We start from the raw sequence: 16,190 nt of genomic DNA on the forward strand, positions 1-16,190 counted from the left end.
TATTTTTGCTTTAAAATATGTTTTAATATTGGCGTATAATAATAACCAATATAATAAGCATTATGAGCAAAAGAAACGAGTTAATACTCAAGTATGCAGCAGATTTAAAAGAAAAGTGTGGAGTAACTCCAAATATGGATCTACTTACTAAAGTAACAATTGGATGCGGGCCATCAATCTATAATGATGATTCGTCAACTGTAGCTGGAAGTCAGCAATCTGAATTGGATACGGTGAAAAACAACTTTTTAGTTAAAAAATTAGGTTTAAAAGACGGACCTGAATTATTAGAAGCAATTCATTCTGTTTTAGAGAAATACGGAAAATCTAATAAGCACAAATACAGAGCTGTAGTATATTATTTGTTGACATTACATTTCAAGAAAGAAAGTATCTACAAATAGCTAAAAAATAAAAGCGCCAATTAAGGCGCTTTTTGTTTTCTATTTTATCGTATCGGAATAGGAAATACAGGAAGACTTGCATGCCCTAAAGCATCTACAGATTGTACGGCAAAAAAGTAATTGTCTTTAGAATATGGAATTTCAATTTGAGTTTCTTTTGTGAAAAAAGTTTTTTCCCAATGAGAAGACGCCGTTTCTCTCATTAAAATTTGATAACCGTAAGGGGCCTTTTCAGGAGCAGACCAAATAAGCGTAGAAGAATTAGAAAGTTTCTTTACTTCGATTCCAACATTTGTAGGTGATTTTGGCGATGATGCTAAATTTGCCAGAGTAGCTAAGTTAGCACAAGTATTTTTTCTTAGATATTCAAAGTCCATAAATTCAGGAAGATCTCCATAAACTACATTGTTTTCTGTTCTCAAATCTTGATGCTGATGATCGAAATTTTCATTCATTTCGCATAAACGAACTGCTGTAAATCCGTTTTGGCTAAATGGCGTATGATCTCCACCACGAAGAAAACGATCATTTCTATAAACCAATTTAACCGATAACTGATCTACGTATTGCTCTGTAGTAGTTTTAATGTAACGCGCCAATAATCTCGACGGACTGTCATTATCTCGGCTTGTTGCTTTTCGCATTTTTGATTCTTCCTCAGTTTCTAAATATGGAATAGTTTCACTAAAAACACGAACCTGAGTATTATCTCTCAAATTTGTACCGCTAGATAAGCTGTTTCCAATCATATCGTTGTTAAGCATTGCCATGATATTCCAATTAGAAGCTTTTGCTTTTTCAGCAAGATAGCGTGCACCAATAAGTCCTTGTTCTTCTCCAGTAACAGCTACAAAAATAATGGTAGCAGAAAAAGATCTTTTACTCATCACTTTTGCTAATTCAATTAAGGCAGCAACTCCAGAACCGTCATCGTTAGCGCCAGGAGCATTAGATTTAACATTCATTACATCAGTCACACGAGAATCTAGATGTCCGCTTATGATAAGAACACGATCATCGGTAGGATCTGTGCCTTTTAGAGTTGCCATTACATTTCCTATATAACTGTCGGCGGGAATTCTTTTGCCATCTGCTTTTGCAGTAAAATAATCAATAGTTGCCGTTAATCTTCCGCCAGATTCGAGAGCAGCTTTGTCAAACTCACTTTTAACCCATTGCTGAGCAGCGCCCATTCCTTTTGTTTTGCTTTTAGTATCGCTTAAAGTATGTCTTGTTCCAAAAGAAACTAATTTATGAATAGTTGCTTCAAGATTTTCAGTTTTGATTTCGCTAATCATTTTCTTTATTTCTGGATCTTCAGCAACTTGCGATAAAGAAAGTTGTGTAAAAACTAAAAAAGAAAAAATGGAGTAAAGTACAGTCTTTTTCATTGATTTGGGATTAATTATAGATATTTCCAAATTTAACTAAAAATTGATTAGTCTATAAAGTGTTTTTATCTAAAACATTTTTTGTTTTACCATTTTCAAACTTCGTACCTTTGCACCTCACAAACTTAGTTGTATATCAACTTAGAATATTTAGAAAATGCTAGAAATAGGAAAATACAATACCCTAACTATATTGCGTGATACCAAAGTTGGTTTGTTTTTAGGAAATCCTGAAAGCGATCCGGATGGGATTCATGATGTTTTACTCCCAAATAAATATGTTCCAAAAGTATTTGAAATTGGAGAAGAACTGATTGTTTTTGTTTATTTGGATCACGAACAACGACCAGTTGCAACAACTTTAGTTCCTTATATTTTATTAAATGAATTTGCTCTTTTAAGAGTGAATTATATTAATAATGTCGGGGCTTTTATGGATTGGGGTATGGAAAAAGATATTCTTGTTCCTTTTAAAGAACAAGCGCGTCCGATGGAAAAAGGAAAACGTTATTTAGTTTATCTGTACATGGATAAACAAACAAATCGTTTAGTAGCTTCAAGCAAAACAAATCAGTTTTTAAGCAATGATAAGCTGACAGTTGAAAAGGGAGAAGAAGTTGATATTATCGTTTCTCATATTACTGATATGGGAATCAATGTAATTATAAACGAGCAGCATAAAGGCCTTTTATACAAAGATGAAGTTTATGACGATTCGATAAGAACTGGAGACAGAATGCGCGGATTTATAAAAAACATTCGTCCTGACAATAAAATTGATGTCGCAATTCAAGCACAAGGTTTTGAAAGTATCGAACCAAATGCTGAGAAAATTTTAAGTGAATTGAGAGCAAGCAGAGGTTTTCTTCGTTTGAATGATAATTCGCATCCAGAAGATATTAAGACCGTTTTGAAAATGAGCAAAAAATCATTTAAGAAAGCAATAGGTTCTTTATACAAAGAAAAACTAATAGAAATCAAGGAAGACGGAATCTATCTTATAAATTAAATTCCAATATTTTAAATTCCAAATTCCAAGTGTAATCTATAATTTTTGGAATTTAAAAATTTGAAATTTATTTTGCGCTAGCAAAATTATTATAACACAAAAGGCTGCTCATTACGAGCAGCCTTTCGCTTTTTATTCTAGTTTTAAAAAAAATTGTAATTAAAAAAAAACAGAAATAAAATAATTCGAATCCCTCTCAGGATAATAGCTTTATAAATTTTAGAAATTACCCTATCGACGGTATGTCTTTTAAATAATTTGATGCATAAATCTTAAAAGCAAAAAGATAATTTCACGGCTTAACCATTGGTTTATAAAATAACTTTTAGAAAGTGTGAATTAGTACTTTTCCTCTTTCGTTATCATTTATATACTAATTATAGATACAATTCTAACTTTTAACCTTAGGTGTTACTTTTTTCTCTTTGAAGTTTCGACTAACACATAAATCATTTGCTCCTTGTTTTGAGGTCTATTAATTAAAACCCTAAAAAAATGAGCGACAAATTTTTTAAATTTTCTCAAAAAAATCATTTTTTAGGTTAATAAATCAGTGAAAGAAAATCAATCTGAAATCTGATAAATAAAATGTATCTTATTGATTTCTAGGGTGTAAAATTAATTATTATTTTTCTAAACTAATGTTAAAAAATGTTATTTTTTGTAAGTAAATACCAATTGTTAACATTGCTAGATAATTTGCTAAAGACTTAAAGTAATTTGAGTAGGTAAAATAGGAAAAATGCCTTATTTTTACGCTATAATTATTTTAAACAAAAAAATCAAAATGGATTGGATTACAGCCAAAGAATTTGAAGATATAACCTATAAAAAATGTAATGGAGTAGCGAGAATAGCCTTTAACAGACCAAATGTTAGAAATGCTTTCCGTCCTAAAACTACTTCAGAATTATACCAAGCTTTTTATGATGCACAAGAGGATACTTCAATTGGAGTAGTTTTGCTTTCTGCTGAAGGTCCTTCGACTAAAGATGGAGTTTATTCTTTCTGTAGTGGTGGTGATCAAAATGCGCGCGGACATCAAGGATATGTTGGAGAAGACGGACAACATCGTTTGAATATTCTAGAAGTACAGCGTTTAATTCGTTTTATGCCAAAAGTTGTAATTGCTGTTGTTCCTGGCTGGGCTGTTGGTGGTGGACATAGTTTACACGTAGTTTGCGATATGACGCTTGCAAGTAAAGAACACGCTATTTTTAAACAAACAGATGCTGACGTAACAAGTTTTGACGGTGGTTACGGTTCGGCATATTTGGCTAAAATGGTCGGTCAGAAAAAAGCACGTGAAATTTTCTTTTTAGGTAGAAATTACTCTGCGCAAGAAGCTTTTGAAATGGGAATGGTAAATGCTGTAATTCCCCATGACGAATTAGAAGCTACCGCTTACGAATGGGCTCAAGAAATCCTTCAGAAATCGCCAACTTCTATAAAAATGCTGAAATTTGCCATGAACTTAACAGACGACGGAATGGTCGGACAACAAGTTTTTGCGGGAGAAGCAACTCGTTTAGCTTACATGACCGAAGAAGCTAAAGAAGGAAGAAATGCTTTCTTAGAAAAAAGAAAACCAAACTTTGGTGAAAATAAATGGTTGCCATAAATATTTTAGATTTTAGATCGCAGATTTTAGATTTTATCTAAACTGAGATCTGATTTTAAATTAAAAACAATACTTTTTAGGTTGCAGATTTTAGATTAATAAAATTCAACACAAGTTGAAATAATCTAAAATCTAAACTCTAAAATCTAAAATTTAAAAATAATGAAACATTGGATTGAAGCCGCAAGATTGCGCACATTACCTTTATCCGTTTCTGGAATTATAGTTGGAAGTATTTACGCATTGTCTAATCCAACAGAAACTATTAACACGCCAACCGAAGTATTTAGCTGGAAAGTTTTTGGTTTCGCGCTATTAACAACATTGGGTTTGCAAGTATTATCCAATTTTGCGAATGATTATGGAGATGGAGTAAAAGGTACTGATAACGCAGATCGAGTTGGGCCGCAGCGTGCTATACAAAGTGGCGTTATTACGCCTCAGGCAATGAAAAAAGCCATTATCATTACGTCGTTATTGACTTTATTATCAGCCATAATCTTGATTTATTTTGCTTTCGGAAAAGACAATTTTGGTTACTCAATCTTTTTCTTATTGTTAGGAATTGCCGCAATTGTATCGGCAATTCGATATACAGTTGGAAATTCTGCTTACGGATATAGAGGATTTGGAGATGTATTTGTATTTGTTTTTTTTGGATTAGTAAGCACTTTAGGTGTTAACTTTTTGTATGCTAAAGAAATTGATCCGCTTTTAATTCTTCCAGCAATTTCAATTGGATTATTGAGTGTTGGAGTTTTAAACTTAAACAATATGCGCGATCAGGAATCTGATAAAAAAGCAGGAAAAAATACAATTGTAGTGCAAATTGGAGCCGAAAATGCAAAAGTTTATCACTACACGTTAATAATTACTGCAATGATTTTAGTAATTGTTTTTGCTGTTTTGAGCGATTACAATTTTGATCAGTATCTGTTTTTATTGGCTTATATTCCATTAACAAAACATTTAATTACGGTTTATAAAAATCAAAATCCAAAATTATTGGATCCAGAATTGAAAAAACTGGCACTAAGCACATTTTTACTTTCAATCTTATTGACAGTTTGTATGATCTCGTTGATTTCAGATATTATTGTAAACTTGTTTTTAGGAGGAAGATAAAATACCACTAATTTTAAAAGGTAAAAAAAATGAAAATTACATTTTACGGACACGCTTCATTAGGAATTGAAGTTGGAGGAAAAAATATTATTGTAGATCCTTTTATTACAGGAAATCCACAAGCCGCAGCAATCGATATTAATTCGCTAAAAGCAGATTACATTTTACTGACACATGCACACGGCGACCACGTTTTAGACGTTGAAGCGATTGCAAAAAACACAAATGCAGTTATTGTTTCAAACGCAGAAATTGCAAGTTATTATGCGAAGAAAGGTTTTAACTCGCACCCAATGAATCACGGCGGAAGCTGGAAATTCGATTTTGGAAATGTAAAATATGTAACTGCAATTCACTCAAGTAGTTTTCCAGACGGATCTTACGGCGGAAATCCTGGTGGATTTGTTATCGAAGGCGAGCACAAAAATATTTACATCGCTGGAGATACTGCGTTGACTTATGATATGAAGTTAATTCCGCTTCGTACAGAATTAGATTTAGTAATTCTTCCAATTGGAGATAATTTCACAATGGACGTTGAAGATGCTATTATTGCTTCAGATTTTGTAGAATGTGATAAAATTTTGGGTTACCATTTTGATACTTTTGGTTACATTGAAATCAATCACGAAGAAGCTATTCGTAAGTTTTTTGATAAAGGAAAAGATTTGATGCTTTTACAAATCGGAGAATCTATAGAATTATAATAGAAACTACTTTTACTTTTGATTATCCTATTTTAAGGAATAAAAATTACCTAAAATAGGATAATCATCTAAAATATAATTTACCAGCTTCAATTAAATTATAAGCACTGAAGAAATTGGGACTAAGCGCTCAATCTTATAAGAAAGTTATTTGGCACAATCTATGTTATTCATTTCGTGAAGTTTTTAAAATAAAAATCATTTTAATCTGTGAAATCTGTGGCAATTAAAACATCCTCACAAAATTCAACTTTCAAAAAAATAATACTGTCTCTTTTTATTGCTTTTTCTTTTAACGCTTTTGCTCAAAAAGATGGTTATTGGGACAAAGAGCGTGCTACAACCAAAGAAATTATGGTTCCTGCGCGAGATAGAATTTCGATACCAACAGAAGATTTACCAGTTGGAACTACAGAAATCGTATATAGAATCACACTTTTAGATAAAAATCAAGAAATGGCAAACAGTCTAGTTTCTTTATTAAAATCTATTCCAGATCCAACAGGAGTAAGTCAGGGATCTGCTGGAGCAGTTTTTTTGATGTCGAAAATTTCTGGAGATGATGAATGTACATATTCGATTTTTACCTCAAATGAAAATGCTAAAAAATACGTTGCAGATGGTAAAATAGACAAAGCATGTTACTCTCAGGCTGAACCTGTTAGCAAAGACGCTAAAAGATTGTCGGTAAATAGATCTTCTTGCCTTAAAGAAAATATCAGCACTATTTGGTTTGGTTTTGAAAGTAAAAATTGGATTTTAAGTCAAAAAGTGGTTTTAGAAGTTGTGCCTTGGGTTGACACCAAATTGAGCCGTGGCTGGAACCAAGACAATAAAAACGAAATTATAAGTTTGTGTAAAACTTCGACAATGGCTCAAAAAATGGCAAATTCAGACGATTTCTGTGTTTGTATTTTAAATAAAATTATGAAACAATATCGTTATGATGAGTTTCAGAAATTACTAGCTGTTGAAAAAACAAAAGTGTACAAAGATTTTGGGAATGCCTGTTATAAAGATGCTGATATTTCTAAAAATGTTTTCAATGATTTAAGAACGCAAGCAGCTTCCCTAATAAAAACTCAAAAATACAATGAAGCAATTCCAAAATTAAACACAATTGTAAACGAAGGAAAAGCTACGGCATTAGATTACAGTTTATTAGGATATTGCTACATTTTGACAAAACAATATGCAAAAGCATTAAAAGTTTTATTAGAAGGCGAAAAACTAGATGATACCGAATTGATGATTAAACTAAATTTGGCACATACTTATTTGGTGAGCGGTGATTACAGTTCGGCAAAAGCAATCTACAAAAAATACCAAACGCAAAACGTAACAGACAGTTTAAGCTGGGTTGCAAAAACAAAACTCGATTTTGCTGCATTTGAAAAAGCGGGACTTCCATCAAAAGATTTCGAAAGAATATTAAAATTGTATAATTAATTTTCTGAGATATGAAGCGTTTCTTAAAGTCTTTTTTAAGCTTAGCGACTTAGTATCTTAGCACTTAGCATCTTAAAAAAAAATGAAAGCTTCTTACCATAAATATTTACTCAATTTTAAACGTCCTTCCGGAACTTCGAGAGGCGTTATGACCGAAAAAGAAACTTGGTTTATTATTCTGGAGGAAAATGGTAAAAAAGGAATTGGCGAATGCGGAATTTTAAGAGGTTTAAGCGCTGATGACCGCCCAGATTATGAAGAAAAACTAAAATGGACTTGTAATAATATTCATTTGGGAGAAACCGAACTTTGGAATTCTTTATTAGAATTTCCGTCAATTCAGTTTGGTATCGAAATGGCTTTTCTATCTTTAAAAAGCGAAAATCCATATCTTTTATTTCCATCCGATTTTACTAAACAAACAAGTTCTATTAACATAAATGGCTTAGTCTGGATGGGAGAAGCTTCTTTTATGAAAGAACAAATTGAAGAAAAATTAGCAACTGGTTTTAATTGTATAAAACTTAAAATTGGAGCGATTGATTTTCAAAAAGAACTTGAATTATTGCAGTTTATTAGAAGTCATTTTTCGCCAGAAGAAATTGAAATTAGAGTCGATGCAAATGGTGCTTTTGATAAAAGTGAAGCTTTAGATAAATTAAATCAACTAAATCAATTTCAGCTTCATAGTATAGAACAGCCGATAAAGAAAGGTAACGTTTTAGAAATGGCTAAACTTTGCAAAGAAACGCCGTTTCCAATTGCTTTAGATGAAGAATTGATTGGCGTATTTTCATTCGAAGAAAAAGAAAAATTACTGCAAGAAATCAAACCACAATATATTATTTTGAAACCAAGTTTTATTGGCGGTTTCAAAGGAACAAAAGAATGGATAGATTTAGCAGATAAATATAATATCGGCTGGTGGATTACTTCTGCTTTAGAAAGCAACATCGGACTGAACGCCATTTCTCAATGGACATTTACTTTAAATTCTAAAATGCCTCAAGGTTTAGGAACCGGAGCTTTATATACAAATAATATAGATTGTCCATTGGAAGTAATAAATGGACAACTTTGGTATAATTTAGAAAAAGAATGGGATTCTTTTTTTAAGGTTCAAAGTGACAGAGGTTCAAAGTAACAAAGGTTCGAAGGTGCAGAGGTTTAAAACTACGTGCGTTTTTTTATGATTTTAGATAAGAGAGAAATTAAATGAAAGAAGGGACAGAGTCTAACACAAAAGAGAAAACTTTGTCTCTTTGTAACTCTGTCCCTCTGAACCTATATTTACTCTTTTCCACCTAAAAGACTGTCTTGCCAATCTTTTAATTCCTGCCATTTTCCTTGATAAGCCAATAAAGCTTGTCTTGCCCAAGTACTTGGATTATGTATGGCATAATTTTCTCCACCAGAATCCAAAATAGATTGCAATTTTTCAGTTGATGCTTGAGATAATTCATGCCAAGTTTTGATTCCTGCATTATTAAATAAAGCTTCTATTTTTGGTCCGATTCCTTCAACAATTTTCAAATCGTTTTCTTTTATTTTTTTGCCTAAAACATTTGCTGCCAAAGTGGCATCGAACGGAATTAGAGTTGGAGCAGCTGCCGCAAATGACTGAGTTGTTACTTTTGCTTTTGCTGCCAAATCTGCTTCTAAAGTAGCAATTCTAGCGTTTAAATTTTTAGTATTTGCTTTGCATGCATCTAAATCAGCTTGTAAAGACAATGCTAACGAATCATCATTTTTTGAATTCATTTTTCCTAGTAAATAACCTAAAATTCCACATATAAGGCCTACTAGAGCAGGTATTAAGATACAAGGTATGTTCATGATCGTATGTTTTTAATTATTTAATTGTAATGACTGTTCTTCGGTTTGTTGCTTTTCCTTCAGAAGTATTGTTATCGCCAATAGGTTCATCTGGACCTTTAGATTGCGTTTCAATTCTTGCCGCATCAATACCGTTTTTAGAAAGATAATTTTTAGAAAAATCAGCTCTTTTTTGACCTAAAATGATGTTAGAATCACGATTTCCTACATTGTCTGAATGCCCTACAACTAGAACAACAGCATCTTTAACTTGTTCTAGATATTGAGAAATTGCAGTGATTTTTTGCTTTTCTGCATCACTTAAATTTAGTCGGGATTGATTTGTATTAAAATGAAGAACTAACGGATCTGCATTAATTTTATCTCTTAATGCACTCGATTCGTTACTAACGGTTGAAGTAGAGTCGATTGTATCAAATGAATAATCAGCAGGTCCAAGAAGAGTATCTGCACTCATTTTCCATTTCTCTAGAATTTCTCCTTTTGTATTAAATTGATTTTCTGACATTCCTTTTGAAACAAAATAATTCTTGACATCATTTGCTCTAGCTAAACCTAGATTTTCAAAAGTCGTGGTATTCTTTTCGTCAGATGTGGCATAACCGGTTATTGTCACTTTTTGTTTCGGGTTTGAAGACAAGAAAGCTTTCAATTTTTCGATACCAGTTGTTACAGAATCGCTTACAGGCATTACGAGAATGGCGCTGTTTTTAAGGAACTTGAGATTATCATGTGTCTGATATTCAATTCCCGAACCATTTAATACAAACGGAACAAAATTTGGCTCTTGAACAGCTGGGGAAACTATTTTAGGAGCATCATCAGTTGTTGTTTTGTCAGAGCAGTTGCAGCAGAATTTTAGGTATAAAAATGTACCTAAAATAATGGTTATCGCAATGCCTAATAGATAAAGTGCTTTTTTAGACATAGATGATGAGTTTAGATTCTCTCAAATTTAACTAAAAAATTAATAGGTAACGTATTAATAATCAGTTATTTTAATGTTTTGGTTTTGTTTTTCAAAAATTGAATTAACATATTTTTGATTTTGTTGTTTTACAACCTCTTAATTTAAATGAGTAACTTGCATAAAAAATAATTCAAATCAAAAAATGGTCGAAATAGAAAGAAAATTTCTGGTAAAATCTGACGACTTTAAAACTCAAGCTTTTGCACAGAATAAAATTGCTCAAGGTTATTTAAGTTCTGTTCCTGAGCGTACTGTTAGAGTTAGGATTAAAGGTCATAAAGGCTTTATAACTATAAAAGGAATAGGTCAAAACAGCGGTATGTCTCGTTTTGAATGGGAAAATGAAATTCCGCTAGATGAAGCGCAAGAGCTTTTGAAACTTTGCGAAAAAGGAAAAATCGAAAAGACTCGGTACGAAATTAAAGCAGGAATTCATGTTTATGAAGTTGACGAGTTTTATGGAGAAAACGAAGGTTTAGTTATGGCAGAAATTGAATTAAATTCTGAAGATGAAGTTTTTGAGAAACCTGAATGGCTTGGTGAAGAAGTAACAAACGATCAAAGATATTATAACGCCTATTTAAGTAAAAATCCTTTTAAAGACTGGCAAAAATAAAATGACAGAATCAACATACGACATTATTATTGTAGGAGGCGGACCAATTGGTCTGGCTTGTGCGATAGAAGCAGAAAAGAAAAATCTAAAATATTTAATTATTGAAAAAGGAGCGATTGTAAACAGCATTTTCAATTATCCGTTGTACATGACTTTTTTTTCAACAGCAGAAAGATTAGAAATTGGCGAAATCCCATTTAATTGTTTAGCGCCAAAACCTGGGCGTCAAGAAGCTTTAGAATATTACAGAAATATCCATCGTTATTTTAAATTTAATATCAATTTGTTTGAAAAAGTAATCGATGTTCAAAAAGAAAAAGGTGTTTTTCAAATTAAAACCGATAAGCAAAACTATTCATCTAAAAATGTGGTGATTGCAACTGGATTTTATGATATTCCGATTGAAATGAATGTTTTAGGAGAAAGCCTTCCAAAAGTTCGTCATTATTATAAAGAAGCTCACGAATATGCTTTTAGAAAAGTTCTAGTTGTGGGAGCCAATAATTCTTCAGTAGATGCGGCTTTGGAATGTTGGAGAAAAGGAGCCGAGGTTACAATGGTTATTCGTAAAAACGAAATCAACAATCGTGTGAAATATTGGGTAAAACCAGATATCGAAAACCGAATTGAAGAGGGAAGCATCAAAGCTTATTTTGAATCTAATATTACTGAAATCAGAGAAAATGAGGTTGATATTGAAACTCCAAAGGGCAAAATTACAATTGAAAATGATTTCGTGTTGGCTTTAACAGGCTATAAACCAGATTTAAATTTCTTAGAAAACATCGGAATCCAACTTTCTGATGATGACTTAAAAATTCCAAATTACAATCCTGAAACCATGGAAACAAATATTGAAGGATTATTTCTTGCAGGCGTTGTCTGCGGCGGAATGCAAACACATAAGTGGTTTATTGAAAATTCAAGAATTCACGCCAGTATGATTGTGGATTATATTACTTCTAAGTAAAAAAAGTTAGCCACGAATTACACCAATTTACACGAATTAATTTTATTAGTGTGAGTGAAATTAAAAAAGTATAAATCTCGACTCCTTAAAAAAATTAGTGTAAATTGGTGTAATTCGTGGCAAAAAAACTTTTATGAACTACAAGAAAGCATTGAACAGCCTACTTTGGTTCTTGCCCAATCTGGACGTTTGGCAAACCATTTTTCAGATTCAGGTTGTTCATCGTACGGATTTTTTAAAAGCTGAAATAATTCATCAACTAAAGAATAATCTTCTTTATCTGCTGCGTCAATTGCTAATTGCGCCATATAATTTCGCAAAACATATTTCGGATTTATAAGATTCATTTTTGAAGCGCGTTCTTCATCAGAAAACGTTTCAGCGTTTAATCTTTTTAAATAAACCGAAAGCCATTTTTGCCATGCTTCAAGATTTTTATCTTTAATTTCTTCTGGCAAATAAAATGCGTATTCAATTTTTTCGAACGCTTGTTCAACAGAATCTTGTTTTTTAATTTGGCTTAGATTTCTAAAAAAGATTGTCATATCGGTTTCTGATAATTGGAGAATTTCTTCTAAACCTTTAATGATTTTATCATCAGTTTCACTTGAAATGAATATCCCTAATTTACTTAAAAACATCACTTTGTAATCTTCTTCAAAATCAATTATAAAAGAATCTAATATCTTTTCTAAAGGAGCAGCTTCATTAATTAATGGATAAAGTGCGTTGGCCAATTGAAACAAATTCCATTGAGCGACTTGAGGCTGATTTCCGAAACGATATCTTCTATTTTGGCTGTCTGTTGTATTTGGAGTCCAATCTGGATCGTAATTTTCTAACCAGCCATAAGGACCATAATCGATTGTAATTCCATGAATCGACATATTATCGGTATTCATTACGCCATGAACAAAACCAACACGTTGCCAATGCAAAATCATTTCACGAGTTGTATCGGCAACTTTCTTGAAAAATTGCAAATATTGTTCTTTTGGTTCACCAGTAATTTCAGGAAAATAATGTTTGATTGTAAACTCAACAAATTGCTTTAAATTTTTTAATTCATTTCTGGCAGTAAGCATTTCAAAACTTCCAAAACGAATAAAAGAAGGCGCAACTCTACAAACAATTGCTCCTTTTTCGTATGCAGGATTTCCGTTATACAAAATATCTCTTAAAACCTGATCTCCAGAAAGAATCAGTGAAAGCGATCGAGTAGTAGGAACACCTAAATTATGCATTGCTTCGGCGCATAAATATTCTCTAATGGATGAGCGCAAAACAGCTAAACCATCTGCGGTTCTAGAATATGGCGTTTTTCCAGCACCTTTTAATTGAAGCGTAAAAAACTGATTATTGTTTTCAACTTCAGTTAGATTAATTGCTCGTCCATCGCCTAATTGTCCAGCCCAATTTCCAAATTGATGTCCCGCATAACACATCGCATAAGGCTGTGTTTCAGGATGAATTTCTTTTCCTGAAAAAGTATTCAAAAATTCTTCAGACTGAATTTCATCTTTAGAAATCCCAACCAATTCAGCAACTTCTTCTGAAGCATGAATTAATTTTGGATTGGAAGGTTTTGTCGGATTTACATAAGAAAATAGCGTATTTTTTACCTGACGAATTTCATTTGTCAAATCTGGATCAGCTGGTAATTCTGTTGTAAATCGATTATTTATTTTAAGATTTTTCATTTTGTTTTATTTCTTTTTTTTGCCACAGATTATACAGATTAAACGGATTTTTTGTTCATGTTTTTGTCAGGCTGAGCGAAGTCGAAGCCCAAGTCCAATTGGAACGCCCTTCGACTTCGCTCAGGGAGACAATCTACTTTGAAAAAAATCTAAATTCTAACCCATTTAATCTGTGGTAAAAAAAACTTTTAGCCAATCAATCGATCAGCGTATAATTTTTTAAGTTTTTGAATTTTCGGATCAATTACAACTTGGCAATATCCAGCTTCTTGATTTTCATTATAATAATTTTGATGATAATCTTCAGCTTCATAAAAAACTTCAAAGGGTTTTAATTGCGTTACAATTGGATCACCATATGCTGGTTGTACTTCTTCAAAAACTTTTTCTGCAATTTCTTTTTGTTCTTCGTTATGATAAAGAACAATAGAACGATATTGTGTTCCGCTATCACCACCTTGGCGATTTAAAGTTGTTGGATCATGACTTGTCATAAAGATGAAAATTAAGTCATGATATGAAATTATGTCAGGATTGAAGGTAACTTGAATGACTTCTGCATGTCCAGTTCTTCCTGTGCAAACTTCACGATAAGCAGGATTCTTAATAAATCCATCTGAATATCCTGATTTTATTGATTCAATTCCTCTTAAACGCTGAATTACAGCTTCTATACACCAAAAACAACCACCACCAAAGGTAGCTACTGATAAATTTCCCATAATTACTACTTTCTATTTATTATTGCCTATTAATTCGATAGGGTATTATGATAATTTATTAAAAAAAAGATCTTTTAACTAAATATACTAAACAGATATTTAATGTTTGAAGTTTAGTATTGATAAATTCGCAATTTTATAAAAAAACGATATATTTGCAGTCGAACACAAGGCACAACTAATGGATAGCAAAAATAGTACCATCACTCTTGAAACTTATTTTCAGAAATTTAGACAAAATATTGTCGGTATAAATCAGGAATTTACGTCACCTTATGGCAGAAAATCAATCATATATACTGACTGGACTGCCAGCGGAAGATTATATCGTCCGATTGAGGAGAAACTTTTAAACGAATTCGGACCTTTTGTTGCCAACACGCATACAGAAACTACTGTTTCTGGCACTGCGATGACAAAAGCATATCATCATGCTAGAAATATAATTAAGCGTCATGCAAATGCAAATAATGATGACGTTTTGATTACAGATGGAACTGGTATGACAGGTGTCATCAATAAATTTCAGCGTATCTTAGGATTAAAAGTTCCTGAAAACTTAAAGTCTTTTACGAATGTTCCAGCAGAGAAAAAACCTATTGTTTTTATTTCGCATATGGAGCATCATTCTAATCAGACCTCTTGGTTGGAAACTATTGCTGATGTTGAAATTATTCCGTCTTGTGAAAAAGGGCTTTTTAATGTTGAGAATCTAGAAATATTATTAGAAAAGTATAAAGACAGAACGATTAAAATTGCTTCTATTACTGCATGTTCGAATGTTACAGGATTAAGAACGCCATATCATGAAGCTGCAAAAGTAATGCACCAGCACAATGGTGTTTGTTTTGTCGATTTTGCTTGCTCTGGACCTTATGTAGAAGTTGATATGCATCCTGCAGATCCAGAATCGTACTTGGATGCCGTTTTTATGTCGCCTCATAAATTTTTAGGAGGCCCTGGAACTTCTGGAGTTTTAATTTTCAATAAGAAATTATACAATAATATGATTCCTGATTGTCCTGGCGGAGGAACGGTTAGCTGGACAAATCCTTGGGGAGAACATAAATATATCGATAATATCGAAGATCGTGAAGATGGTGGAACGCCAGGTTTTCTTCAAGTTATAAAAACGGCTTTGGCTATTGAGTTGAAGGAAGAAATGGGAATTGAAAACATCATGCAGCGTGAACATGAAATTGTTGATTATGTTTTTAGTGAATTGGAACCTGTTTCGAATATTAAAATTTTAGCTGGACAACATAAAGAACGTCTTGGTGTAATTTCGTTTTTTATTGATGATCTTCATTTTAACTTAGGTGTGAAAATCCTGAACGACCGTTTTGGAATTCAAACTAGAGGCGGATGCAGCTGCGCAGGAACTTACGGTCATTATTTATTGCATGTTGATCAAGAAACTTCTAATAAATTGGTTAATGAAATTACAATTGGTGATTTAATCAAAAAACCGGGATGGATTCGAATGTCAATTCACCCAACAACTACAGACGAAGAAATTGCTTTTGTATGTAAAAGCATTAAAGAATTAGCAGCAAACCATCAAACTTGGGCTTTGGATTATTCTTATGATAAAATGAGAAATGAATTTATCCATAAAAATGCTACTTCTTTTGAAGATGAATTGGTTGAAGGATGGTTTAAGTCTTAAA

At 32.4% G+C, this 16,190-nt stretch carries 15 protein-coding genes; 10 read left to right on the forward strand and 5 right to left on the reverse strand.

Annotated features, from left to right (window positions below):
- Positions 1–62 precede the first annotated feature (62 nt).
- The gene (locus tag P0R33_RS23310) at positions 63–404 is read left to right on the forward strand and encodes a DUF2853 family protein (RefSeq protein WP_276173485.1); all 342 of its coding nucleotides are present in this window, start codon (positions 63–65) and stop codon (positions 402–404) included.
- Between the two features lie 44 nt (positions 405–448).
- Here the strand turns inward: P0R33_RS23310 and P0R33_RS23315 are convergent, their stop codons facing one another.
- Positions 449–1,795: a M20/M25/M40 family metallo-hydrolase gene (locus P0R33_RS23315; protein WP_276173486.1), complete on the reverse strand. Its 1,347-nt coding sequence runs from the start codon at positions 1,793–1,795 to the stop codon at positions 449–451.
- A gap of 157 nt (positions 1,796–1,952) precedes the next feature.
- On the opposite strand from P0R33_RS23315, the gene P0R33_RS23320 reads away from it, so the two are divergent.
- From P0R33_RS23320 to P0R33_RS23345, 6 genes are all read left to right on the forward strand, one after another.
- Positions 1,953–2,804 (forward strand): S1-like domain-containing RNA-binding protein, encoded by an 852-nt coding sequence (locus P0R33_RS23320; RefSeq protein ID WP_276173487.1) that lies wholly within the window; start codon positions 1,953–1,955, stop codon positions 2,802–2,804.
- Between the two features lie 787 nt (positions 2,805–3,591).
- Entirely contained in the window at positions 3,592–4,425 is an 834-nt protein-coding gene (locus P0R33_RS23325) for a 1,4-dihydroxy-2-naphthoyl-CoA synthase (protein ID WP_276173489.1), read from the forward strand.
- A gap of 162 nt (positions 4,426–4,587) precedes the next feature.
- A complete protein-coding gene (gene menA / locus P0R33_RS23330; RefSeq protein ID WP_276173490.1) occupies positions 4,588–5,550 on the forward strand; it encodes a 1,4-dihydroxy-2-naphthoate octaprenyltransferase in 963 nt (320 codons plus the stop codon).
- Between the two features lie 29 nt (positions 5,551–5,579).
- Positions 5,580–6,257: a metal-dependent hydrolase gene (locus P0R33_RS23335; protein ID WP_276173491.1), complete on the forward strand. Its 678-nt coding sequence runs from the start codon at positions 5,580–5,582 to the stop codon at positions 6,255–6,257.
- Positions 6,258–6,467: 210 nt separating this feature from the next.
- Positions 6,468–7,706, forward strand: coding sequence for a hypothetical protein (locus tag P0R33_RS23340; protein WP_276173492.1), 1,239 nt, complete (start codon positions 6,468–6,470; stop codon positions 7,704–7,706).
- A gap of 82 nt (positions 7,707–7,788) precedes the next feature.
- Positions 7,789–8,850 carry an o-succinylbenzoate synthase gene (locus P0R33_RS23345; protein ID WP_276173493.1) on the forward strand — a complete coding sequence of 354 codons (1,062 nt, stop codon included), beginning with the start codon at positions 7,789–7,791 and terminating at the stop codon, positions 8,848–8,850.
- 146 nt (positions 8,851–8,996) lie between these two features.
- Here the strand turns inward: P0R33_RS23345 and P0R33_RS23350 are convergent, their stop codons facing one another.
- Both P0R33_RS23350 and P0R33_RS23355 read right to left on the reverse strand, forming a co-directional pair.
- Entirely contained in the window at positions 8,997–9,542 is a 546-nt protein-coding gene (locus P0R33_RS23350; RefSeq protein WP_276173494.1) for a hypothetical protein, read from the reverse strand.
- 16 nt (positions 9,543–9,558) lie between these two features.
- Entirely contained in the window at positions 9,559–10,470 is a 912-nt protein-coding gene (locus P0R33_RS23355; protein WP_276173495.1) for an OmpA family protein, read from the reverse strand.
- Between the two features lie 184 nt (positions 10,471–10,654).
- Here P0R33_RS23355 and P0R33_RS23360 point away from each other — a divergent pair, with 184 nt between their 5' ends.
- Together P0R33_RS23360 and P0R33_RS23365 are read left to right on the forward strand one after the other, a co-directional pair.
- The gene (locus P0R33_RS23360) at positions 10,655–11,128 is read left to right on the forward strand and encodes a CYTH domain-containing protein (protein WP_276173496.1); all 474 of its coding nucleotides are present in this window, start codon (positions 10,655–10,657) and stop codon (positions 11,126–11,128) included.
- Position 11,129: 1 nt separating this feature from the next.
- Positions 11,130–12,098 carry a YpdA family putative bacillithiol disulfide reductase gene (locus P0R33_RS23365; protein ID WP_276173497.1) on the forward strand — a complete coding sequence of 323 codons (969 nt, stop codon included), beginning with the start codon at positions 11,130–11,132 and terminating at the stop codon, positions 12,096–12,098.
- Positions 12,099–12,229: 131 nt separating this feature from the next.
- Here P0R33_RS23365 and P0R33_RS23370 read toward each other — a convergent pair whose 3' ends face one another.
- Both P0R33_RS23370 and msrA read right to left on the reverse strand, forming a co-directional pair.
- Positions 12,230–13,798, reverse strand: a complete 1,569-nt coding sequence (locus P0R33_RS23370; RefSeq protein ID WP_276173498.1) for a protein adenylyltransferase SelO — start codon at positions 13,796–13,798, stop codon at positions 12,230–12,232.
- A 188-nt stretch (positions 13,799–13,986) separates the two neighbouring features.
- Complete coding sequence (gene msrA / locus P0R33_RS23375; protein ID WP_276173499.1) at positions 13,987–14,520, reverse strand: peptide-methionine (S)-S-oxide reductase MsrA; 534 nt, start codon at positions 14,518–14,520, stop codon at positions 13,987–13,989.
- A gap of 181 nt (positions 14,521–14,701) precedes the next feature.
- Here msrA and P0R33_RS23380 point away from each other — a divergent pair, with 181 nt between their 5' ends.
- The gene (locus P0R33_RS23380) at positions 14,702–16,189 is read left to right on the forward strand and encodes an aminotransferase class V-fold PLP-dependent enzyme (protein ID WP_276173500.1); all 1,488 of its coding nucleotides are present in this window, start codon (positions 14,702–14,704) and stop codon (positions 16,187–16,189) included.
- Position 16,190: the final 1 nt, after the last annotated feature.

It is taken from the genome of Flavobacterium sp. YJ01 (assembly GCF_029320955.1).
Classification (GTDB): domain Bacteria; phylum Bacteroidota; class Bacteroidia; order Flavobacteriales; family Flavobacteriaceae; genus Flavobacterium.

Coding starts and splice junctions, on each gene's coding strand:
- P0R33_RS23315 (WP_276173486.1), bottom strand. CDS start 1,795: ATGAAAAAGACTGTACTTTACTCCATTTTTTCTTTTTTAGTTTTTACA.
- msrA (WP_276173499.1), bottom strand. CDS start 14,520: ATGGGAAATTTATCAGTAGCTACCTTTGGTGGTGGTTGTTTTTGGTGT.
- P0R33_RS23380 (WP_276173500.1), top strand. CDS start 14,702: ATGGATAGCAAAAATAGTACCATCACTCTTGAAACTTATTTTCAGAAA.
- P0R33_RS23370 (WP_276173498.1), bottom strand. CDS start 13,798: ATGAAAAATCTTAAAATAAATAATCGATTTACAACAGAATTACCAGCT.
- P0R33_RS23365 (WP_276173497.1), top strand. CDS start 11,130: ATGACAGAATCAACATACGACATTATTATTGTAGGAGGCGGACCAATT.
- P0R33_RS23345 (WP_276173493.1), top strand. CDS start 7,789: ATGAAAGCTTCTTACCATAAATATTTACTCAATTTTAAACGTCCTTCC.
- P0R33_RS23360 (WP_276173496.1), top strand. CDS start 10,655: ATGGTCGAAATAGAAAGAAAATTTCTGGTAAAATCTGACGACTTTAAA.
- P0R33_RS23350 (WP_276173494.1), bottom strand. CDS start 9,542: ATGAACATACCTTGTATCTTAATACCTGCTCTAGTAGGCCTTATATGT.
- menA (WP_276173490.1), top strand. CDS start 4,588: ATGAAACATTGGATTGAAGCCGCAAGATTGCGCACATTACCTTTATCC.
- P0R33_RS23310 (WP_276173485.1), top strand. CDS start 63: ATGAGCAAAAGAAACGAGTTAATACTCAAGTATGCAGCAGATTTAAAA.
- P0R33_RS23325 (WP_276173489.1), top strand. CDS start 3,592: ATGGATTGGATTACAGCCAAAGAATTTGAAGATATAACCTATAAAAAA.
- P0R33_RS23355 (WP_276173495.1), bottom strand. CDS start 10,470: ATGTCTAAAAAAGCACTTTATCTATTAGGCATTGCGATAACCATTATT.
- P0R33_RS23320 (WP_276173487.1), top strand. CDS start 1,953: ATGCTAGAAATAGGAAAATACAATACCCTAACTATATTGCGTGATACC.
- P0R33_RS23335 (WP_276173491.1), top strand. CDS start 5,580: ATGAAAATTACATTTTACGGACACGCTTCATTAGGAATTGAAGTTGGA.